Source organism: Paractinoplanes durhamensis, from assembly GCF_016862175.1.
GTDB lineage: Bacteria > Actinomycetota > Actinomycetes > Mycobacteriales > Micromonosporaceae > Actinoplanes > Actinoplanes durhamensis.
The window spans coordinates 43,640-64,904 of the sequence record NZ_BOML01000053.1; the positions used below are offsets into that span (position 1 = coordinate 43,640).

Consider the following 21,265-nt stretch of genomic DNA (forward strand, 5'->3'; position numbering starts at 1 on the left):
GTTGGCGCCGTGCGGCCAGACGGCGGCTGGGCCACGCCGCAGCCCCGCGTAATCGGCAGGACAGCCCCTCAACTCGCAACCGGCAGAAATACCGGCAGAACCGCGCCGCGCGTTGGTCTAAACGGACATATCTTCCGGGTCGGTCAGACTCCCGTGGCTACTGTGATCAGCGCAAGGGGGATGCGGCGCGACCGAGGCGACGTACGGGGCTGACGGGGGAGCTTCGTTCTCGCCGCGTTACTGGTGGGGCGTGGCGACGGCCGGCGCGTGGGGGGCACGATCGCCGGCCGTCAGCGCGCCGAAGGACCGGTCGGCGGGTCACCCCACCACCTGGGCGGTGATCGCCGGGCCGAGCCGGTCCCGCTCCCGCGGCAACAATGTGATGCCACCCGACCGGCAGAGGTCGGCCATCCTCAGCACCGCCGCCGCCCGGTCTTCCTGATTCGGTGTGCTCACGATGAAGCCGGCCAGGGCCTCGACCACATCCCGCAGGTCATGCGCTCCCTCGTAGGCCTCCGCGGCCCGCGCGAAGCACTCGGCCGCGCGCTTCTGCTCACCCAACTGCAGGGCCACCGCCGCCTCGACCACCGCCGCCGGCCCGTCCGGCGCCTGGTCCTCCGGCAGCCGCAGCCGCTCCAGGATCTCCTGCGCCTCGACGATCCGGCCCGACTCGGCCAGCGCCAGGCCGATCGTGACGAGCAGTCGCCGCCGGTGGTTGGGGTCGCCGACCCGATCGAGCTCGGGCATCGCGCTGCGGCCCAGCCGCTCGGCCTCCTCCGGCCGGCCGTCGAGCCGCGCCACCTCGGCCAGGTTGGTCAGCGCCACCGCCCGCAGCCGCTCCTCGCCGCACCGGCCGGCCAACTCGTCGACCGCGGCGAGGCGCCGTCGCGCGGCCGGCAGGTCCCCCTCGCGGATCTCGTGCCAGGTCAGGTTGTTCTCGGCGACGGCCATGTCGCGGATCCTGCCGCTCTCGCGGGCCAGGGCCAGGGCCGCCGCACCGTGCCGGCGGGCCTGGTCGTGGCCGCCGATGGTCATCCACAGCGAGGCGAGCTGGGTGTGCGCGGCGAGCTGCCCGGCCCCCGAGCCGAGCCGCTCGAACTCGGCGACCGCGGCGGTCGCCGAACCGATCTCCTCGGCGCCGGCCCCGTGCTCGAGCGCCAGCTGGGCCAGACCGACCTTGGCCCAGGCCCGGGTGGCCGGGTCGGCGTCGGCCGTGCGCGGGTCGTCGAGCAGGCGGCGCAGCCACTGCCGGCCGCTGACATCCCGCCCGCGGAACCGCCACCAGCGCGGCAACGCCGCCGCGATACGCAGGGCGGTCTGCGGATCCTCGGCGGCGGCGAACGCGAGAGCGGTGCCGAGGTCGCCGACCACGTCGTCGAGGCGGGTCGCGGCGTCGGTCAGGCCGGTGCCGATCAGGTCGGGGGCGATCTGCTGGGCCAGGTCGGCGAAGACCAGGGCGTGCCGGCGCCGGGCGTCGGTCAGCTCATCGGCCGCGGCGGCCCGCTCGGCCGAGTAGTCGCGCACCACGTCGAGCAGCCGGAACCGGAAGGTGCGCCGGCCGCGCACGTTGAGCAGGCCGAGCTCGAGCAGGCGGTCGAGCAGGTGCACGACGTCGGCGCCGTCGGTCTGGGTGCCCTCGGTGATCTGCTCGGCCAGCGCCAGCGACCAGCGGTAACGGAACATCGCGAGGCGGCGCAGTGCGTGCTGCTCACCGGCGTTGAGCAGCCGGTAGCTGGCCGCCACCGCATCCCGCAGCGAGACCACGCCGTCGGGTGCGCCGGCCGGGCGGTCCAGGTCGAGGACGCGGTCACCGTACCGCTCGAGGATCTCGGGGATGGTGAGCACGCGGCCGCGGGCCGCGGCCAGCTCGATCGCGAGCGGGATGCCGCCGAGCCGGCGGACCAGGGTGGCGAGCGGCTCGATCTCGTCCGGCTCGAGCTCGGTGTGGCGCACCCGGCCGAGCCGGTCGAGAAAGAGACCGACGGCGGGGTACGCCGAGATCGCCGCGATCGTGTTCGCCGTCTCCGGGGGCGGCGCGACCAGCGGGGCGAGCGGCCAGACCCGCTCGGCGGGCAGGCCGACCGGGTGCCGGCCGGTGGCCAGGAACCGCATCGCCGGGAGCTGGTCGAGCAACCGGCTCAGCGCCTCGGCGCCGGTCTCGGGCGCGCGCTCCACCCCGTCCACGAAGAGCAGCGCGGCCCGGCCGGCGAAATGGCCGGTCAGATCGTCGGCGCGGCCGACCCCGAACACGGCCGCGATGCCGCTGAGCATCTCGCCGACCGACAGGCCCTCGGTGATCACTATCCCGGCCACCCCGCCCGGGTACGCCGTGGCCGCCCGGTGCGAGACGACCAGGCCCAGGCTGGTCTTGCCGACGCCGGCGATGCCGACCAGGGTGACGCCGCGCGGACCGTCCGAATCGGAGAGCCGGGCAACCAGCTCGGCGGCGTCGTCGTCCCGACCGATCAGCTCGATCGTGGGAGGCATCTGCAGGAAAGGGGTCGGCGGCAGCGCTTCCTCGGCGTGGCCGCGGGCGGCGGCGAGGAAGGTGTCCCGCTCGGGGCCGGCCAGTCCGAGGGCGGCGGCCAGCAGCTCGACGGTGGTGCGCTGCGGGCGGGAGGCCCGGCCGCGCTCCAGGTCACGAACCGTGCGGACACCGATCGCGGCCCGCGCGGCCAGCTCTTCCTGGGTCAGCTTGGACCGCAGACGGTGCCGGCGCAGCACGACGGCAAAGCTGCCGCCGCCCTGGCCCGCACCCCCATCTGCCGCCATGGTCTGAACTTATGCACGTATGCGCGTACGAGCGAGCAGACATCCAACCCTGTCGGAAAGGAGACGGAACTCTGGTCCTCATTTGCCCGGTCTATCCACAGTGCTGGGGAAACGGCCCTACAACCCCAGGCCGCGAGCGATCAGCATGCGCTGCACCTCGGAGGTGCCCTCGCCGACCTCGAGGATCTTGGCGTCCCGGTAGAAGCGGCCGACCGGCGACTCGTTCATGAAGCCGTAGCCGCCGTGCACCTGGGTCGCCCACCGACTGTTTTCCATCGCCGCGTTGCTGGCGTTGAGCTTGGCGATCGCGGCGTACCGCTTGAAGTCCTCGCCGGCCAGCATCCGGGCCGCGGCGTCGTAATAGCCGAGCCGGGCCGTGTGCGCGCGCAGCTCCATGTCCGCGATCATGAACTGGATCGCCTGGTAGTTGCCGATCGGCCGGCCGAACGCGACGCGCTCACCGGCGTACTTCACCGATTCGTCGACGCACCCCTGGGCCAGGCCGACCGAGAGCGCCGCGATCGCGATCCGACCCTCGTCGAGGATCCGCAGGAACTGGGCGAAGCCGCGACCTCGCGCGCCGAGAAGGTTGGCCGCCGGGACGCGTACGTCATCGAAGGAAAGCTCGTGCGTGTCGGATGCACACCAGCCGACCTTGGAATAACCGGGCGCGACCGAGAAGCCCGGCGTGCCGGCCGGGACGATGATGGTGGACAGCTCCTTGGAACCGTCGGGGTTGGTGCCGGTCGCCGCCATCACGGTGACCAGGCGGGTGATGTCGGTGCCGGAGTTGGTGATGAAGGCCTTGGCACCGTTGATCACCCACTCGCCGGTCGACTCGTCGAGCACGGCGCGGGTGGTGATCGCGGCGGCGTCGGAGCCCGAGCCCGGCTCGGTCAGGCCGAACGCGGCCAGCCCTTCACCGCTGGTGAGCTGCGGGAGCCACCGGTCCTTCTGCTCCGGCGAGCCGAACCGGTAGATCGGCATGATGCCCAGCGACACCCCGGCCTCGAGCGTGACGGCGATCGAGCTGTCCACTCTGGCCAGTTCCTCGAGGGCGATGCAGAGCGCGAAGTAGTCACCGCCCATGCCGCCGACCTCTTCCGGGAACGGCAGGCCGAAAAGACCCATCTTGCCCATCTGGCGAACCAGGTCATAAGGGAAAGTCTTGTGTTCGTAGTGCTCGCCGATCACCGGCGCGACCTGCTCCTGAGCGAAGTCACGCACGCTGGTGCGCAGCGCCTCCTGCTCTTCGCCGAGCCGGAAGTCGACCATGTCCTACTCCTGTCAGACGGGCGTGACGCCGTGCCGGCGCCGGGAAAAACTGCGGTCCTTGTTGCGGGCGGCGGCGATGCGCCGGCCTATTTCGGTACGGAGTTGAGCGGGCTCGACAACCGCATCCACGACCAACTCGCTGGCCAGGCGCATGATGTCGATGTCCTGCTCGTACTCGGCGCGGCGGTCGCGCACGAACGCGGCCCGCTCCTCGTCGGTCGGCAGCGCGGCGATCTTGTTGGCGTAGACCGCGTTGACCGCGGCCTCCGCGCCCATCACCGCGATCTTGGCGGTGGGCAGGGCGATCGTGGCGTCCGGATCGAAGCCGGGGCCGGCCATCGCGTAGAGCCCGGCGCCGTACGCCTTGCGGACCACCACGCAGATCTTCGGCACGGTGGCCTCGGAGATCGCGGTGATCATCTTGGCGCCGTGCCGGATGATGCCCTGCTTCTCCACCGCCGAGCCGACCATGAAGCCGGGCACGTCGGAGAGGAAGATCAGCGGCACGTTGAAGGCGTCGCAGAGCTGGACGAAGCGGGCCGCCTTGTCGGCCGAGTCGACGAAGAGCACGCCGCCCTTGAACATCGAGTTGTTGCCGAGAAGCCCGACGACCTCGCCGTTCAGCCGGGCGAACCCGACCGTGAGCTCTCTGGCCCACAGGGCATGGATCTCGAAGAACGAGTCGGCGTCGACCAGGCCCTTGACGTACCGCCGCATGTCGAAAGCCTGGCGCTCGCTCGCCGGAACCAAAGCGCCCAGGTCCGCTCCCGACGATTCCGCCGCCGGCGCCGCCGGCGGTTTCTGCTGCCAGTTGGCCGGCAGGTAGGAGAGGTAGCGCTTGACCGTGTCGAGAGCCTCGGGCTCGGTCTTGCAGAGGAAGTGGCCGACGCCGGACTCGGCGCAGTGCACCCGGGCACCGCCCATCGCCTCCAGCGTCGTCTTCTCACCGGTGACCATCTCGACCATGCGGTCGGAGCCCAGATACATACTGGCGTTGCCCTCGACCATGATCACGACGTCGCAGAACGCCGGGATGTAGGCGCCACCGGCCGCGGACGGGCCGAACAGCGCGCAGACCTGCGGGATCGCTCCGGAGGCCCGGACCTGCGTGTGGAAGATCTTGCCGGCGCCGCGGCGGCCGGGGAACAGGTCGACCTGATCGGTGATCCGCGCGCCGGCCGAGTCGACCAGGTAGACCATCGGCACCGAGTATTCGTAGGCACGCTCGATGATGCGGATGATCTTTTCGACCGTGCGCGCACCCCACGAACCGGCCTTCACCGTGGAGTCGTTGGCCATCAGGCAGATGTCGCGGCCGGCGATCCGGGCGGTTCCGGTGATCACGCCATCGGCGGGCAGTCCCTCGGCGAGACTGTTGGCATAGAGACCGTCCTCGACGAAGGAGCCCTCGTCGACCAGCAGGGCGATGCGTTCGCGCGCGAAGAGCTTGCCCTTGCCCGCATTGGCCGCGTGGTAGCGCTCGGCGCCGCCGGCCATGACGCGCTTGCGGACCTGCGCGAGCGACTCCTCGTCGATGGTCAAGTCGTTCCCCCTGGGATTGTTCGCGTCCTTAACGATCGTTCGAACCTGAACGATCGTTAGGTTAGCGCATCCGGGGAAGGAACGGCAACGACGGAAGGGAGCCTCCGCGGGCTGCGGAGACTCCCTTTCGCTTCACTGCTACCGGTGCCGTGGAGGGGCACCGGGTATTGCTCGACGCCACTCGGCGTCGCCAGGTCGCGCCCGGGACGGCGCTACCCGGTATATACCGCTGCGCTTAACGATCAGCGCAGCGTGTTGAGCAGGCCCAGGCCCGCGAGCCCGGAGCTGTCGGAGACACCGCTGACCGCCTCGGTCAGACCGGCGACCGGGGAAGCCTCGGTCTTCTTGCCGCGGCCACCCTTGCTGCCGCTGTTCGAGCCGGCCGCTGCCGGCTTCTCGCCGCCGTAGGTGTCGTCGGCGTTGTCGTCGGCCACGGCCGGCTTCTCGTCGCCGTACCCGTTGCCGGCCGGCTTCTCGCCGCCGTAGCCGTTGTCGGCCGGGTCCTCGGCGCCGTTGTCGCCGAGGTAGCTGCCGTCGTCGTCGGGGTCGTCGCCGTTGTCACCAAGGTTGTCGCCGTGGTCGTGGCCGTGCACGTGGCCGTGGTTGCCGTCCCAGCCCCAGTCGTCGCCCAGGTCGCCGCCGAAGCCGTCGCCACCGAACCCGCCACCGAAGCCGCCGCCGAACCCGCCGCCGTTGACGCAGCCCGCGGTCGAGCTGGCCGCACCGAGGATGCCGAGCGAGTTGCCGCAGACGTTGATCGGCACGTTGATCGGAACGCCGATCTGGGTGCCGTTACCGATCCCGTTGTTGACCCCGGTGAACTGGCCGAACGGGCCGTCCTGCGCCGACTCGTTGACCGAGACCGCGCGGGAGTTCGCCGAGCCGAGAACGCCGAGCGCGTTGCCGGACAGGTTCACCGGCAGGCTGATCGGGGCCAGCAGCTGGGTGCCGTTGAGGATGCCGTTGTTGGCACCGGTGGCCTGCCACGCGCCCTCGGTGACCTTGCCGGACTCCCTCTTGAAGGAACCCTTGCGCGCCGAGACGTTGTTCGCGCACAGCGCCTGGGAGTAGGCGCCGCCCAGGATCGCGAGCGAGTTGCCGCAGACGTTGATCGGCACGTCGACCGGGGCGTAGATCTGCGTGCCGTTCAGGATGCCGTTGTTGGAACCGGTGAACTGGCCGCCACCCGGGAAGAGGCCCTCGGTGGTCCGCGCGCTCTCGGCCTTGCGACCGTTGACCGCGACGGCGTTCGAGTTGGCCGCACCGAGCACCGCGGCCGAGTTGCCCGCGATGTTCACCGGCACGCTGACCGGCAGGTACGCCTGGGTGCCGTTGAGGATCCCGTTGTTGACCCCGGTGACCTGGCCGCCGTGGCCGGTCCGGGCGCTCTCGGTCTGGTTGACGCCGACCGCACGCGAGTCGGCGACACCGAGGATGCCCAGCGAGTTTCCGACGATGTTGACCGGGACCCGGACCGGCACCGCGATCTGGGTGCCGTTGAGGATGCCGTTGTTGGCACCGGTGACCTGGCGCGTGTCGGCGTTGGCAGCGCCCGGGGCGAACAGCAGGGCGCCGGCGGCCAGGACACCGACGCTCAGAGTCTTGCGAACCCAAGTCTTCATGCGAAGAAATGCCTTTCGGAAAATGTTTTCGGCAGTTTGGGGGACTTATTCAATTAGGGACGTTCCGGAACTGCATTTCGGGCGCAGCGGTGCCTTGGCTCCATTTGTGGATCTGCCCTGACTCCGCTTGTCGACGCGCACCCATCTAGGCGCTTCGGTGCGGTTGCGTGTTTTCAGGCGTCAGCGATTCGCCGCTTGTTCGCAAGCGGTTGGGGAATCTGGCCGGAACGCGGACACCGAAGCGGTGCCGGCCGGTCTTGCCGGCGATCGGGCAGATCGCCGGACGCCATCACTCAGTCAGGCGAGACGGTCGGGGCCTCGGCGTCGTGCCGCCGGACCTCGACATCGGATGCGATCGGCAGCAACTGGTAAGCCGTCGTGCTGTTCGCGATCGCCGCCGGGAGGAAGGCCGCGGAGCCGCCTTCCGTCGGTGTACCCGACCCGCTGGTCGAGGTGCCGCTGACGTCCCCGAGGTGCAGCTGCGGTGGTGCTGCTGGTCCGTCACCCCCGGGTGTGCCCTCGCGCACCGTCTCCGGTCCGCCGGCCACCGCGTGCGCGGCGGCTTGGTGGTGCCGGTGGGCGATCGGTGCGGAGGTGACCTTGATGTGCCGAACCGCGGCGCCGGACCGGAGGGCGACGGCCGGGGTTCGCAAGGTCTTGGTGGTACGTGCGCGGTGCGGTTGTGCGACCGGGACCGGAACAGCATGCGCTGTCACCGGTGCGAGCAGCGGCCCGTCTTCCTCGGTATCGACCGAGTCGGGCACCGCGGCGATGAGCCGCTGCTGGTCGGGCGCCGATCCGCCGGTGAGACGGAGTGGTTCGGTGACCGCCCGGAGGACCGTGCCGACCCCGCCGAGGGCGGAATCCACAGTGGTCCCGGTGCCGCCGTGGGCGACCTCGTCAACGGCTTCCGCCGGGAGCGTGAGCACCCGCTGCGGAACCTCGAGAACGTCGGCCACGACGTGGTGCTTGTGGGCCGGAACCGTCTCCAGCGGCTGGGCGGCCGCTGTCAGGAGACCGGAAACCGGCGCGGTGACGTCGCCGCCGACGATCGCGCCGAGCAACGAGCCGGATGGCTCGTCGGCCCGGTCCGCGGCGTGCGCGGCGGCGCCACTGAGCAGCCAGGCTGCTCCGGCCAGACCGCCGACCACGAGCAGGCGCAGACCCCACCGGCTCCGGCGCCGCTCCGCCCCCTGGATGTGAGGCGGCAAGGGCGTGGAGGCTGCGGTGAGCGACACGGACGGCGACAGGTCCGCCGTGCGCGATAGGCGCTCGACTCCCAGTCCCGTCATCGGTTCCGCCCCTCGTCGTCAGACTTTCGACCGGGTGGCGGATCCGCCGTTTCGGCGATATCCGGCCACTCGATATTGGTAACGAAGCGGCCGAGCGAGGGTCACGCGGACAAATAGGAAAAATGATCGCAGCGAGGATGCGGAAGAAATCACACCAATCGCGTACGCGGCCCCGCGCGCAGGACACCCGACGGAAGTGTGCGACCAAGCAGTTTCTCCGCCATCTCCGCGGTTTCGATCAGTCGGTCCAGGTCGATTCCGGTGTCGATCCCCATGTCATGGAGCATGTGGACGACCTCCTCGGTGGCCACGTTTCCGGAGGCACCCGGGGCGTACGGGCAGCCGCCGATCCCGCCGACGCTCGCGTCGAACTCGGTGATCCCGAGGTCGAGAGCGGTCAGGATGTTGGCCAGACCCGTACCCCTGGTGTTGTGGAAGTGCAGCAGATCGGGGCGTACGGCCGAAAGAAGATCACGCACCCGCCGGGGAGTCGCCATGCCGGTCGTGTCGCCGAAGGCGATGCGGTCCGCGCCGTCGGCACGGACCCGGGCCACGATGCCGGCCACCCGGTCCGGGTCGACGTCGCCCTCGAACGGACAGCCGAAACTCGTCGCGACGATCACCTCGAGGGTCGCGCCCGCGTCGTGGACCAGCGGGATCAGCCCGGCGATGTCGTCCAGCGACTCCTCTGTGGACCGATTGAGGTTGCGCCGGTTGTGCGTGTCGCTCGCCGAGACCACCACCTCTATCTCCCGGAAGCCGGCGGCGATCGCGCGCTGCGCGCCTTTCGTGTTGGGAATGAGCGCGGAGTAGCGGACGTCCGGATTCTTCCGGACCTGCCGCCAGACCTCGTCGGCGTCGGCCATCTGCGGGATGGCTTTCGGGTGTACGAACGAGACCGCCTCGATGCGACCCACTCCGGTCCGGCTCAACGCGTCGATCAGCCGGACCTTGGACTCGGTCGGAATCGGCTCCTCGTTCTGCAGGCCGTCCCGCGGAGCCACCTCGCGAATGCTCACCCCTTTTTTACTGCTGCTCACCTCGGTCATGGTGCTCACCGCATCCGGCCGACGATGCCGGTGTCGTAGTCGCCGGAGAGGAACTCGTCGTTCTCCAGCAGCTCGGCGAAGAACGGCAGGTTGTTCTTGGGGCCGGCGATCTGGAACCCGGCCACGGCGGTGCGCAGCTTGGCGAGCGCGTCATCCCGGTCGGTGCCGAAGACGATCAGCTTGGCCATCAGCGAGTCGTAGAACGGGGTGACCGTGTTGCCGTCGGCGTAGCCGGAGTCGACCCGGGTGCCGTCGCCGGACGGCTCCACCCAGGTGGTGATCTTGCCGGGGCCGGGCAGGAAGCGCTTCGGGTCCTCGGCGTTGATCCGCAGCTCGATCGCGTGGCCGCTGGTCGCTCGCGCCACCTCGGTCACTTCGCCGGAGGCGATCCGGAGCTGCTCCTCGACCAGGTCGATGCCGTGGATCAGCTCGGTGATCGGGTGCTCGACCTGCAAGCGGGTGTTCATCTCCAGGAAGAAGAACTCGCCGGTGGCCGGGTCGAGCAGGCACTCCACCGTGCCGGCGTTGCGATAGCCGACCGCCTCACCGGCCAGCACCGCCGCGGCCAGCAGGCGTTCGCGCAGCTCGGGGGTGACCGCCGGGGACGGCGCCTCCTCCACCAGCTTCTGGTTGCGGCGCTGGACCGAGCACTCGCGCTCGCTCAGGGCGATCACCCGGCCGTCGGCCAGGCCGAGGATCTGCACCTCCACGTGCCGGACCCGGGGGAAGTAGCGCTCGATCAGCACCGAGCCGTCGCCGAACATCCGCTCGGCGAACGCGCGGACCTTGTCGTACTCCTTGGTGAGGCCCTCTTCGTCGGCGGCGACCGCCATGCCCATCCCGCCGCCGCCCGCGGCTGCCTTCACCATCACCGGATAGCCGATCGTGGTGGCCGCCTCGATCGCGGCCTCGACGGTCGCGGCCGGCTCGTGAGTGCCCGGCGCGACCGGCACACCCGCCGCGGCCATCAGGTTCCGTGCATTGATCTTGTCGCCCATCGCGGTGATCGCGTCGGCCGGCGGGCCGACCCAGATCAGGCCGTTCGCCTCGACCGCGCGCGCGAAGTCGGCGTTCTCGCTGAGGAATCCGTAGCCGGGGTGGATCGCCTGGGCGCCGGTCGACTTCGCGGCGGCCAGGATGGCCTCGGTGTTCCGGTAACTCTGCGCCGGGTTGGCCGGGCCGACGCAGACCGCCTCGTCAGCTTCAAGCACGAACGGCAGGTCGGCGTCCGCCTCGGAGTGGACCGCGATCGTGCGGATCCCCAGGCGGTTGGCGGTGCGAATGATCCGGCGGGCGATCTCGCCCCGGTTCGCGACGAGCAGCGACTCGATCATGGAGACCTCTCTGTCAGCCATGGGCGGTGGCCCGGGCAATGGCGTAGCCAGGCTTGTGGCCGGCGTCCGCCTTTTATTCTTTTACTTGCCGGTGAGGGCGTGGATGGTCGCCTCGCGCAGCAGGGCGGCCCGGCGCCGGCGATCCACCTCGCCGCCGAGGAACGGCGTCGAGTTCATCAGGCCGAACGCCGAGTGGGCGAGCACCCGGGCCTCCGCCGCCTCCAGCTCGGGCCGCAGCGTGGCCAGCACGCCGACCCACTCCTCCACGTAGAGGCGCTGGAGCCGGCGGATCTGGCGGCGCGGCTCGTCCGGCAAGCGGTCGAGCTCGTGCAGGTGCAGGGCAATGACGGCCGGGTTGGCCAGGGCGAACTCGACATGGAAGTCGATCAGGTCGCCGAGGGCGGCACTGGCGTCGTCGGGATGCTGGGCGACCCGGGCCTTGCCGCCGTGCAGCAGGCCTTCGCTGACCGGGATCAGCGCAGCCACCAGCATCGCCTCCTTGCCGGCGAAGTGGTGATAGAGCGCCGGGCCGGTGACACCGGCGGCCGAACCGATGTCATCCATCGACACGCCGTGATATCCGCGGGCCGCGAAGAGCCCCACCGCGATCTCGAGGATCTCGTCGCGGCGCGACCGCCGCCGCGGGGCCGGCGGCCCGGACCGCTGTTGCTGATCAACCGTCGTCACGAGGCAACTTTAACCCGCTGTCAAGCCAATGCCTTAACGGCCGTTCAGGATTTTTCAGGCCGAGCCGCCTCCTGGGCTTCCTGGTAGATCTTTTCGGCCAATTCCCAGCCCCGGGCGTCGGATGCCATGCCGGCCAGCAGGTCACGCAGGTGGGCCTCGGCCGCGGCCGGATCACCCGAGCGCAGCAGGGCCTCGCCGAGCATGCCGTCCAGGTGATCGGCGTCGTCGGTGGCGCCGATCGCGCGCAGCCGGGCCGGCGCATCCCGCACGATCGGCAGCGCCTCGGCATACCGCCCGCGGGACATCAGGACCCGGGACTGCTCGAACCTGGTCAGGTTGTGCTGCCAGATCGCGTTCGGTTCGGCGGCGAGCTCGGCCGGCAACGCGGCGAACCGCTCCACCGCCAGCCCGAACGCCTCGGTCGCGGCCTCCGGCTCGTCCGCGTAATGCAGCGCCGAGACCCGGCGGCGCAGCGTGCGCAGCTCACCGATCAGGTCACCGGCCTCGTGCAGCGCCGCACCGGCGGCCGCGAAGGCCTCGGCCGCCTCGGCGTCCCGATCGAGGTCGAAGAGCAGGTCACCCGCCTCCTCGCCGATCTGACCGCGACCGGCCGGGTTGCCGGCCAGGCGCTCGATCAGCTCGCGGTAACGGTTCACCGCGCCGGCCGTGTCACCGATCTCGCGGTACTGCTTGGCGAGCATGAAGCGGGCGTTGTCCGCCATCTCGCCGTCGCCCAGCTCGTCGAAGACGATCAGGGCTTCCTCGGCCACCTCGGCCGCCTCGATCGGGCGGCCGGCCATCGCGTACGCCCCGGCCAGCTCCCATCGCGCGTAGGCGCCGCCCTGGGTCAGATCCTGCTCGGCGCAGAGCGCGACCGCCTCGACCAGGTCGTCGATCGCATCGCCGGCCCGGTCCAGCCGCTTGAACACGTTGCCCCGGCCGATCCGGGCCGGCAGCTGCTCCTCGGCCACGCCGGTGCCGATCGCCGTGGTGAACGCCGCGACCCTCTCGAGAAGGTCATCCGCGAGGTGCCCGAACAGATTGGCGACGTCGGCGAGCCGGTCGGCCGGGCCGTGCGCCCGGTAGAAATCCCAGGCGACCCGGGCCGCGGCCAGCGCACCCTCGTTGTCCTCGGCGTTGGCCAGGATGCGGGCGCGCAGGGCAGAGTGCCGGGCGATAATCCGGGGGTCGCCGGTCTGCGCCGCGTAATCGTCGGCGCGGTTCCGGGCCTCGACCGCCTCGGCCGGCTCGTCCTGCAGGGTGAGCAGAACGGAGAGACGGGACCAGGCGTTCGCCCGCTCGGCCGCGCCGCCGTGCTTCTCCTGGTGATCCACGTCCGCGCGGATCGGCCCCGGGTCGACGTCGCCGTCGTGCGCGCGATCCAGCGCGGCCCGGGCCCGCTGCACGCTCGCCTCACCAGCGGCGCCGGCCGCCTCGAACAGGGCGGCCGCCTCGTCCCACTTCCGGGCACCGGCGTCGTCGTCGGGGGCGCTGAGCCGGGTGCCGGTCAGCGCGGCGAACCTCGCCGCGAGCAGCGGATCGGACAACTCGCCGAAACGCTCCGCGATCGCGTCCAGGGTCGCGGCCATCGCCGCTTCCTGCTCCTGGTGGAACTGCTCGTCGGCGATTTCGAGCAGCTCGGCCGGGCTCGCGATGGCCGGGACTTCGGCGACCGGCTCCGGGGTGGCCTTTTCCGGCCGGGCCTTGCGGGCAGTTGGGGAAAGCGGGATGTCGATCCCGTACGGCTCCTCGGCGATCACCTCGGCAATCAGCCGGCTCTGATAGTCGTTGCCGTTCCGTGCGTCGAACCGGGCCGCGATCGCGGCGGCCCGGTCGGCCATCTCGGTGGCCAGCTCGGCGACCGAGATCTCGTCCTGGCCCTGGCGGCGCACGGTCAGCTCGCCGTGGCCGAGCTCGGTGAGCCGGCGCAGCAGCATCGCCGAGTCGGCCGCGAAGTGCATCTCGGCGGACGGCGACGGTGCCTTCGCGAGCCAGTCGATGTGCCGCTGCAGCAGCTCCAGCCCGCGGTGCTCGTTGCCGGTGCGGGCGCAGAACGCGATGTGCGAGCCGATGTTCCACAGGTTGGCGATGTTGTCCCGCTCCAGCCGGTACGACCGGCGGTGCGCGTCGGCCGCCTTCTCCAGCTCACCGGTGTGCAGGTAGGCCTGGGTCAGCTGGCGAAGGATGCCCTGCGGCTGCTCGGTACAGGTCAGCTCGCCGGCCAGCACCGGCTCGGCGAGCTCGATCACCTCGGCGTAACGGCCGCGTGAATTGAGGTAGTCGGCGGTGTCGTCCGGGTCGCAGCCGATGCAGTCGGAGAGGCTGTCCCGCGGGGTCGACTGCCATCGCGCATACCACTCGTCGGCCTCGTCGGCGTGGCCGAGATGGTTGGCCACGATGTACCGGTGTTTGTGGACGACCTGCATGCTGTGGCCGCCCTCGCGGTAGCGGCGCTCCATGTCGTCGAGCACCGCGAACGTGCGCGCGAGCGGGATCTCGGGGAACTGCTTCAGCCCGTTGACCATGTATTTGAACTGCCACAACAGGGTGTGCATGTGGCGCTCGTGGTACGGGTTCGGGTTGCGGTCGAAATCGCTCACGCACCAGGAGAAGGTGACGAACGACTTGACGTTCTCCCCGCCGTGGACATAAGAGGTGGTGGCCATCAGCCGGGTGGTGAATGCCAGGTCGGCGTCACCGGCCTGGTCGACCTGACGCAGGATCTGCTCGAGCAGCGCGATCCGGGCCTGCCCGTACGGCAGGTGGACGGCCTGCTGCAGAAGCTCCCACAACTCGTCGGCGGTTTTCATCGCTCCTCCGGGACGGCCCGGTCGAGCAGGCCGATGAATGACGTGGTGAGCAGCGCGGCGTCGGCCGGCCGGATCGGGTGGTGACCGAGCATCAGCGCCTGGCCGTAGAGCGACTCGACGGCGAGGCCGGCCAGGTCGGGGTCGCCGAGTGCGAGCACCCGGCGGATCAGCGGGTTGCGGTGGTTGAGCACCAGCTGCGGCCGCTCCGGCGGGGCGACCTTGGCCAGCGCGTCGAGCACGCCACCCCAGATGTCGTCGGCCTTGTCGCGGCTCTCGGTGAACTCGTCGTGGAACGCCGCCGCGCGGCTGATCAGGTAAAGAGCCGGCATGGTGACCGGGTCGAACGCCCGGATCACCACCTCGCAGCCGAGCTTGTCGAGCCGGCGCTGGGCGGCCGCCAGGAACGGGCGCAGGCGCAGCTCGGTGTCGGCGTCGAGGCCGGTGAAGCGGGTGGTCAGGTCGGTCGGCTCGAGCCGCTCGGCGCGCGCCTCCTGATCCACTGTGGCCAGCCGCTCGATGATGTCGGCGTCGTAGACGTAACCGCCGTTGATCAGGCCGACATCCTGCGCCGCCGCCACCGCGGACAGCTGATGGAACTCGTCGGTGGTGGCCGCATAGCGAATGACGCCGTGCCGCTCGCGGAACTCGGCGAGCGTCACCCGGCCCATGTTGGTCTCCATCGGCCACCACTGCTCGACCAGGCGCAGCATCTCGTCGTCGTGCAGGGCCAGCGCCTTCACGCCGAGGTGGTGCACGCCGAGGAAACGGGCGAGCCGGCGCGGGTCGGTGGCGGCGAGCCGAACCAGCCAGCCGCGCAACTGGTCGGCGATCGCGTCCCGGACGTCGTCGAGCAGGCCGTCCTCGTAGAGGGCCTCGCGGCTCGCCGTCGGGCGCAGCTCGGTGCTGTCGACCACGCAGCGGGCGAAGAACGCCCACTCGGGCAGCAGGCCCTCGATGCTCTCGGCCAGCAGCATCCGCTTCAGGTAGACCCGGTGGCCGCCGCGGGCGGCCGGGTTGACCGCGGTGGGCAGCACGAACGCGGCACCGGTCAGGCCGGCCTCGGGCACGTTCAGCTCGATCACGTCGAACGGGGTGAACCCGAAGACGCGCCGGCAGTAGTCCTCGCGGTCCGCCTTCCAGGGCAGCTCGCCGCTGGTCACCCGGACGCCGTCGACCTCCACGGTGACCGGCAGCAGGGAACCGTAGAGCTCGGCGAGTTCCGTCACCGTCGTACCGCTCAACAGGGTCTCGACGCCGCGCCGCGGCAGCAGGGTGACCGTGGTGCCCGGCTCGCGCTCCGCGCCCGGTTTCACCTCGTAGCGACCGTCGGAGTAACCCGTCCACAGCACCGGGGGAGCGCCGGCCCGTTTGGTGTGCACCCGGATCTCGTCGGCCACCAGGAAACAGGAGAGCAGGCCGATGCCGAACTGGCCGAGGAACTCGTGCCGCGCGAAGCCCAGCTCGTCCCGCTTCGAGCTGCGGCCGATCGTGGCCAGCAGCTCGTGCACCTGCGCCTCGGTCAGGCCGATGCCGTTGTCGGTGATGCGCAGCGCGTCCGCGCCGGTGGTGATCTCGACGCGGCCGTCTTCCGATCCGGTCGCGGTGATCGCATCCACCGCGTTCTGCAGCAGCTCACGGACGTAGACGCGGGGGCTCGCGTAAAGGTGGTGACTCAGCAGGTCGACGATGCCCCGTAGATCGACCTGGAAGGTGTTGCTCACGGGCGAGAAAGCTACCGGGTCCCCCTGACAGATTTCTCGCCCGTTCCCAAACTCGCCTCGCCCGTTCCCGAACTCGGTTAGCTCAGTCCGCCCGGCTCCGCGCCGCGGGCAATCGGGGCGCGAACCAGATTGCCCCATTCGGTCCAGGAGCCGTCGTAGTTCCGGACCTGCGGGTATCCCAACAGGTGGTGCAGGACGAACCAGGTGTGACTCGACCGCTCGCCGATGCGGCAGTAGGCGATGATGTCGTCGCCCGACTCCAGCCCCAGCTCATCCTGGTAGATCTTGGTGAGCTCGTCGGCCGGCTTGAACGTGCCGTCCTCGTTCGCCGCCGACTTCCACGGCTTGCTCACCGCGCCCGGGATGTGCCCGCCACGCAGCGCACCCTCCTGCGGGTACGCCGCCATGTGGGTCAGCTCGCCGGTGTATTCCTGCGGGGAGCGCACGTCGACCAGTGGCCGGCCGCTGGCGATGTGCCCCATGACCTGATCACGGAAGGCCCGGATCGCGGCGTCGTTGCGCACCGGCACCGGGTAGTCGGCCTTGGCGCGCGACGTCTTGTCCCTGGTCACCGAGCGGCCTTCGGCCACCCACTTCTGCCGGCCGCCATCCAGCAGGCGGACGTCACGGTGCCCGAAGAGACTGAAGACCCAGAGTGCGTACGCCGCCCACCAGTTGAAATTGTCGCCGTAGAAGACGATCGTGTCGTCCCGGCCGATGCCCTTGGCCTCGCACATCGCCGCGAACGCGGCCGGGTCGAGGTAATCGCGGGTGACCTGATCGTTCAGCTCGAGGTGCCAGTCGACCTTGACCGCACCCGGGATGTGCCCGGTGTCGTAGAGCAGCACGTCCTCGTCCGACTCGACCACCACCAGGCCGGGCGTGTCGAGGTTGGCGGCCAGCCACTCGGTCGTGACCAGCCGATCGGGGTGCGCGTACGCCTGCAGGGCGGACGCTGGATCGTTCGCAACGGACATAGTTGCCACGCTAGACCTTCATGACTATTCGATCGGGGCCAAATCCGGCCGCTTCGCGGTGATGAGATCGCCGCTGGAGTGGCCGAGCAGGTGCCGGCTCACCCAGGGCATCAGGTGCTCGCGCGCCCAGCGCAGGTCGGCGCCGCGGGCCATCAGCCACGGGGTCGGCTCCGGCACCGGCGGCACCAGCAGCCACTCGTCGTCGACGCCGACGCCGAGGGCGCTGAGCACGTGCGCGGCGACCCGGCGGTGACCGCGGGCGGAGAGATGCAGCCGGTCCGGCGCCCACAGGTGCGGGTGCCGGAAGGCCTCGTCGCCGAACAGGTCGATGACGAAAGCCCCATGCTTCTCGCCGATCATGGTGGCACCGTCGTTGAGCACCGCGGCGCGCGGTCCGACGATGCGCTGGCCCGGCAGGTGCGCGGTGACGTCGGCGAAGCGGAAGAGGATCACGTCGGCACCGGTGGCGCGGATCCGTTCGACCGCCTTGTCGAGCCGGGCGACCAGCGCATGCGCGTCGACCCGGGGGCGCAGGGCATCATTGCCGCCGCCCGCGATGCTGACCAGCCCGGGCGCCATGGCCAGGGTCGGATCGAGCTGCTCGTCGATGATCTGGGTGAGGAGTTTGCCGCGGATCGCGAGATTGGCATACCCGAAGTCGGGGCCTGAATCGACCGCCAGACGCGCGGCGACCAGGTCGGCCCATCCGCGGAACGTGCCGTTGGGGTATGCGTCGCTCATACCCTCCGTGAAGCTGTCCCCCATTGCTGCGAAGCTGCGCCAGGGCATTTGGCCGCCTCCTTAACGTACCTTCAGCTCTTGTTGCGGGGACAGTTTTCCACTTAGCAGGCACCAATCCCAGAGTGACGATGGCGACACTCCGAATATTGGGTGCTTATGTCGCACTCGCTCTCTACGCTGCTCCGCATGCTCCTGCGAATGTCCACGTTGCTTCTGAAGACCCTGCGTGAGGAGCCGGCCGAGGCGGAGGTGCCGAGTCATCGGCTGCTGCTGCGCGCCGGTTATGTCCGCCGTGCGGCCCCCGGCGGTTACACGTGGCTCCCGCTCGGCAAGCTCGTCCTCGACCGGATCACCGCGGTGGTCCGGGAGGAGATGACCGGCATCGGCGGCCAGGAGGTCGCGTTCCCGGCACTGCTGCCCCGCGAACCGTACGAGGTGAGCAACCGCTGGACGGAGTACGGCGACGACATCTTCACGCTGCAGGACCGGCGCGGTGCCGACTACCTTCTCGCGCCCACCCACGAGGAGATGTTCACCCTGCTCGTGCAGGACATGACCAGCTCCTACCGCGATTTCCCGCTGGTGCTCTTCCAGGTGCAGACGAAGTTCCGGGACGAGGCACGGCCACGGGCCGGCCTGCTGCGCGGCCGCGAGTTCCTGATGAAGGACGCGTATTCGTTCACCCTCACCGACGAGGGCCTGACCGAGGTGTACGCCGAGGTCCGCGCGGCCTACCAGCGTGTCTTCGACCGGATCGGGCTGTCCCACACGATCGTCTCGGCGATGTCGGGGGCGATGGGCGGCTCCGCCTCGGAGGAGTTCCTGGCCGAGGCCGAGGTGGGCGAGGACACCTTCGTCGGGTGCACGACCTGCTCGTACGCGGCCAACACGGAAGCCGTGACCACCCCGGCCCCGGCCGCCAGGGCGATCCCGGCCGGGTCGCTGTCGGTGCACGACACCCCGGAGACCCCGACCATCGCCTCGCTGGTCGACCTGGCCAACACCCGGCAGCTCGGCGGGCGCACCGACTGGACGGCCGCCGACACGCTGAAGAACGTGGTGGTCACCGTCCGGCACCCGGGCCGGGACGACGAGCTGCTGGTGATCGGCGTGCCCGGCGACCGCGAGGTGGACCTGAAGCGCCTCGACGCCGCGCTCGCCCCGGCCACCGCTGCCCTCTTCGACGACTTCGATTCCCGGCCCGACCTGGTCAAGGGCTACATCGGCCCGCAGGACATCAAGGTGCGCTACCTGGCCGACCCTCGGGTCGCCCCCGGCACGGCCTGGCTGACCGGCGCGAACGAGCCCGGCCGGCACGCGGTCGACGTGGTGGCCGGGCGCGACTTCACCCCGGACGGCACGATCGAGGCGGCCGAGGTGCGCGCCGGCGACCCGTGCCCGTCCTGCGGCGCCGGCAGCCTGACCATCCGGCGCGGCATCGAGATCGGGCACATCTTCCAGCTGGGCCGCCGTTACACCGACGCGTTCAAGGTCGACGTGCTGGGTGCGGACGGAAAGCCGGTCCGCCCGACCATGGGCTCGTACGGGATCGGGGTCTCCCGCGCGGTCGCGGCGATCGCCGAGCAGCACCACGACGACCGTGGTCTGCTCTGGCCGGACGAGGTCGCCCCGGCCGACGTGCACATCGTCGCGGCCGGCAAGGACGGCCAGGTCGAGGCCGCCCTGGAGCTGGCCCGGACGCTGGTCGAGGCCGGTCTGCGAGTGCTGGTCGACGACCGGCCGCAGCTGTCCGCCGGGGTGAAGTTCACCGATGCCGAGCTGATCGGTATCGCCCGCGCGGTCGTGGTGGGCCGCCGGCTGGGCGAGGGGATGGTGGAATTCCGCAACCGGCGTACCGGCGAGCGCGGCGACGTGCCGATCGCGGACATTCAGCGTGTAATCACGGATGCACTCGGGTAACTCAATCCACACGGGAGGTGCACCATGGCGAAGGTCTCGGTCGCTGATGTGATGACCCGGCAGGTGGTCTACCTGCCGGAGGCTACGACGCTCGACGAGGCCGCGCAGGCGATGCGCGACCAGGGCATCGGCGATGTGGTGGTGACGAGCGGGCCGACCATGGTGGGTCTGGTCACCGACCGCGACATCGTGATCCGGGCGATCGCCGAAAACCGGATCCCGACGCAGACGACGCTCGGCTCGATCACCTCGCACGAGCTGATCATGGTGGAGCAGTCGGCCACTGTGGAGGAGGCGGTGCAGGCCATGCGCGAGCGCGGGGTCCGCCGCCTGCTGGTCTGCGACTCCGACCGCAACGTCGTCGGCATCATCAGCCTGAGTGACGTCGCCCTCCTGCCGACCGCGACCCCCGCCTGAAACGGCTGGGTATCGTCGACGGGGTGAGCGACATGCCCCCGAAGCTGGCCGAGATCGTCGACGAGTTCGCCTCGGCACCCCGCGAGCTCGTGCTGGAGATGCTTCTCGAGTTCGCCGACGCCATGCCGCCGCTGCCCGCCGATCTGGCCGGGCACGACGGCATGGAACAGGTGCCGGAGTGCCAGACCCAGTTCTTCCTGAAGGCGACGGTCCGGCCGGACGAGACGGTGGAGGTCTGGTTCGACTGCCCGCCGGAGGCGCCCACCACCCGGGCCTTCGCCGGCATCCTGGCCGAGGGCCTGGCGGGCGCGACGGCGGCCGAGATCATCGCGGTTCCGGATGATCTCTATGCCCGGATGGGCCTGGCCCAGGCGATCAGCCCGCTGCGCATCCGCGGCGGGTCGGCGATCCTCGCCCGGCTCAAGCGCCAGGTCGCCGCGCAGTCTGCCTAGGGGGTCGTCGTGGATATTCAGGTCTGGTCCGACGTCATCTGCCCGTGGTGCTACCTCGGCAAGAAGCGGCTGGAGACGGCCATCGCCGAATTCCCCGGCGACGTGACCGTGACGTTCCGCGCGTACCAGCTGGACCCGACGGCGGTGCCGCAGCCGATGCCGATCAAGCACGCGCTCGCCGCCAAGCTCGGCGGTTGGGAGCGGGCCGAGGAGATGTTCGCGCACGTCACCTCGGTCGCGGCCGGCGACGGCCTGCGGCTCGACTTCGACCGGGCGATCGCGGCCAACACGTTCGACAGCCACCGGCTGATCGCCTGGGCGGCCGGCCAGGACCGGCAGGCCGCCATGCTCGACGCGTTGCAGCGGGCGCACTTCGCCGACGGTGTCGACCTGGGTTCGAGGTCCGCGCTCGCCGGGGTCGCCGCCTCGATCGGCCTGGACGGCGCGGCCGCCCTGACCTACCTCGAGTCCGAGGCCGGCACCGGCGCGGTGCAGACCGACCTTGCCGAGGCTCGCGAGCTCGGCATCACCAGCGTCCCGACCTTCGTGATCGACGGGAAGTACGCGGTGCAGGGCGCCCAGGAAGCGGCCACCCTGCGCACCGCCCTGGAGGAGGTCGCCCGACGGGAAGCCGTCGACATCGGTCAATGAGGT

General features: G+C 70.5%; 16 protein-coding genes. 4 read left to right on the plus strand and 12 right to left on the minus strand.

Translation table 11 applies throughout. The features are described 5' to 3' along the window. Positions 1-318 precede the first annotated feature (318 nt). From Adu01nite_RS32960 to Adu01nite_RS33015, 12 genes are all read right to left on the minus strand, one after another. Positions 319-2,772, minus strand: a complete 2,454-nt coding sequence (locus Adu01nite_RS32960) for an ATP-binding protein (protein WP_203732810.1) — start codon at positions 2,770-2,772, stop codon at positions 319-321. Positions 2,773-2,889: 117 nt separating this feature from the next. Continuing rightward, on the minus strand, positions 2,890-4,047 hold the full coding sequence (locus Adu01nite_RS32965; RefSeq protein WP_203732812.1) for an acyl-CoA dehydrogenase family protein: 1,158 nt from the start codon (positions 4,045-4,047) through the stop codon (positions 2,890-2,892). 12 nt (positions 4,048-4,059) lie between these two features. Further along, positions 4,060-5,589 (minus strand): acyl-CoA carboxylase subunit beta, encoded by a 1,530-nt coding sequence (locus Adu01nite_RS32970; RefSeq protein ID WP_203732814.1) that lies wholly within the window; start codon positions 5,587-5,589, stop codon positions 4,060-4,062. Positions 5,590-5,831: 242 nt separating this feature from the next. Further along, complete coding sequence (locus tag Adu01nite_RS32975) at positions 5,832-7,211, minus strand: chaplin family protein (protein ID WP_203732816.1); 1,380 nt, start codon at positions 7,209-7,211, stop codon at positions 5,832-5,834. Between the two features lie 293 nt (positions 7,212-7,504). Next, positions 7,505-8,422, minus strand: a complete 918-nt coding sequence (locus Adu01nite_RS32980; RefSeq protein ID WP_203732818.1) for a hypothetical protein — start codon at positions 8,420-8,422, stop codon at positions 7,505-7,507. Between the two features lie 230 nt (positions 8,423-8,652). After that, positions 8,653-9,552 (minus strand): hydroxymethylglutaryl-CoA lyase, encoded by a 900-nt coding sequence (locus Adu01nite_RS32985; RefSeq protein ID WP_203732820.1) that lies wholly within the window; start codon positions 9,550-9,552, stop codon positions 8,653-8,655. Positions 9,553-9,557: 5 nt separating this feature from the next. Beyond that, on the minus strand, positions 9,558-10,886 hold the full coding sequence (locus tag Adu01nite_RS32990) for an acetyl-CoA carboxylase biotin carboxylase subunit (RefSeq protein ID WP_203732822.1): 1,329 nt from the start codon (positions 10,884-10,886) through the stop codon (positions 9,558-9,560). A gap of 81 nt (positions 10,887-10,967) precedes the next feature. Then, positions 10,968-11,573: a TetR/AcrR family transcriptional regulator gene (locus Adu01nite_RS32995; RefSeq protein ID WP_203732824.1), complete on the minus strand. Its 606-nt coding sequence runs from the start codon at positions 11,571-11,573 to the stop codon at positions 10,968-10,970. 44 nt (positions 11,574-11,617) lie between these two features. Then, positions 11,618-14,383: a tetratricopeptide repeat protein gene (locus Adu01nite_RS33000; protein WP_203732826.1), complete on the minus strand. Its 2,766-nt coding sequence runs from the start codon at positions 14,381-14,383 to the stop codon at positions 11,618-11,620. Next, a complete protein-coding gene (locus Adu01nite_RS33005; protein ID WP_203732828.1) occupies positions 14,380-16,104 on the minus strand; it encodes an HSP90 family protein in 1,725 nt (574 codons plus the stop codon). Before Adu01nite_RS33005 ends, Adu01nite_RS33000 begins: the two co-directional genes overlap by 4 nt. Before the next feature lie 77 nt (positions 16,105-16,181). Continuing rightward, complete coding sequence (locus Adu01nite_RS33010) at positions 16,182-17,081, minus strand: sulfurtransferase (protein WP_203732830.1); 900 nt, start codon at positions 17,079-17,081, stop codon at positions 16,182-16,184. 24 nt (positions 17,082-17,105) lie between these two features. After that, entirely contained in the window at positions 17,106-17,870 is a 765-nt protein-coding gene (locus Adu01nite_RS33015; RefSeq protein WP_203732832.1) for an SGNH/GDSL hydrolase family protein, read from the minus strand. Positions 17,871-18,008: 138 nt separating this feature from the next. Between Adu01nite_RS33015 and Adu01nite_RS33020 the strand changes: the two genes are divergently transcribed. Genes Adu01nite_RS33020 through Adu01nite_RS33035 form a run of 4 tightly spaced genes read left to right on the plus strand, consistent with a single transcriptional unit; the run spans position 18,009 to position 21,262 of the window. After that, on the plus strand, positions 18,009-19,742 hold the full coding sequence (locus Adu01nite_RS33020) for a proline--tRNA ligase (protein WP_203732834.1): 1,734 nt from the start codon (positions 18,009-18,011) through the stop codon (positions 19,740-19,742). Between the two features lie 24 nt (positions 19,743-19,766). Then, positions 19,767-20,159, plus strand: a complete 393-nt coding sequence (locus Adu01nite_RS33025; protein ID WP_203732836.1) for a CBS domain-containing protein — start codon at positions 19,767-19,769, stop codon at positions 20,157-20,159. 23 nt (positions 20,160-20,182) lie between these two features. After that, positions 20,183-20,611, plus strand: coding sequence for a SufE family protein (locus Adu01nite_RS33030; RefSeq protein ID WP_203732839.1), 429 nt, complete (start codon positions 20,183-20,185; stop codon positions 20,609-20,611). A 9-nt stretch (positions 20,612-20,620) separates the two neighbouring features. Beyond that, positions 20,621-21,262, plus strand: coding sequence for a DsbA family oxidoreductase (locus tag Adu01nite_RS33035; protein ID WP_203732840.1), 642 nt, complete (start codon positions 20,621-20,623; stop codon positions 21,260-21,262). Positions 21,263-21,265 lie beyond the last annotated feature (3 nt).

Excerpts from the sequence above, each read along its gene's own strand:
- Adu01nite_RS32960 (WP_203732810.1), bottom strand. The coding sequence starts at position 2,772 with ATGGCGGCAGATGGGGGTGCGGGCCAGGGCGGCGGCAGCTTTGCCGTC.
- Adu01nite_RS32965 (WP_203732812.1), bottom strand. The coding sequence starts at position 4,047 with ATGGTCGACTTCCGGCTCGGCGAAGAGCAGGAGGCGCTGCGCACCAGC.
- Adu01nite_RS32975 (WP_203732816.1), bottom strand. The coding sequence starts at position 7,211 with ATGAAGACTTGGGTTCGCAAGACTCTGAGCGTCGGTGTCCTGGCCGCC.
- Adu01nite_RS32985 (WP_203732820.1), bottom strand. The coding sequence starts at position 9,552 with ATGACCGAGGTGAGCAGCAGTAAAAAAGGGGTGAGCATTCGCGAGGTG.
- Adu01nite_RS32990 (WP_203732822.1), bottom strand. The coding sequence starts at position 10,886 with ATGATCGAGTCGCTGCTCGTCGCGAACCGGGGCGAGATCGCCCGCCGG.
- Adu01nite_RS33000 (WP_203732826.1), bottom strand. The coding sequence starts at position 14,383 with ATGAAAACCGCCGACGAGTTGTGGGAGCTTCTGCAGCAGGCCGTCCAC.
- Adu01nite_RS33010 (WP_203732830.1), bottom strand. The coding sequence starts at position 17,081 with ATGTCCGTTGCGAACGATCCAGCGTCCGCCCTGCAGGCGTACGCGCAC.
- Adu01nite_RS33015 (WP_203732832.1), bottom strand. The coding sequence starts at position 17,870 with ATGCCCTGGCGCAGCTTCGCAGCAATGGGGGACAGCTTCACGGAGGGT.
- Adu01nite_RS33020 (WP_203732834.1), top strand. The coding sequence starts at position 18,009 with ATGCTCCTGCGAATGTCCACGTTGCTTCTGAAGACCCTGCGTGAGGAG.
- Adu01nite_RS33025 (WP_203732836.1), top strand. The coding sequence starts at position 19,767 with ATGGCGAAGGTCTCGGTCGCTGATGTGATGACCCGGCAGGTGGTCTAC.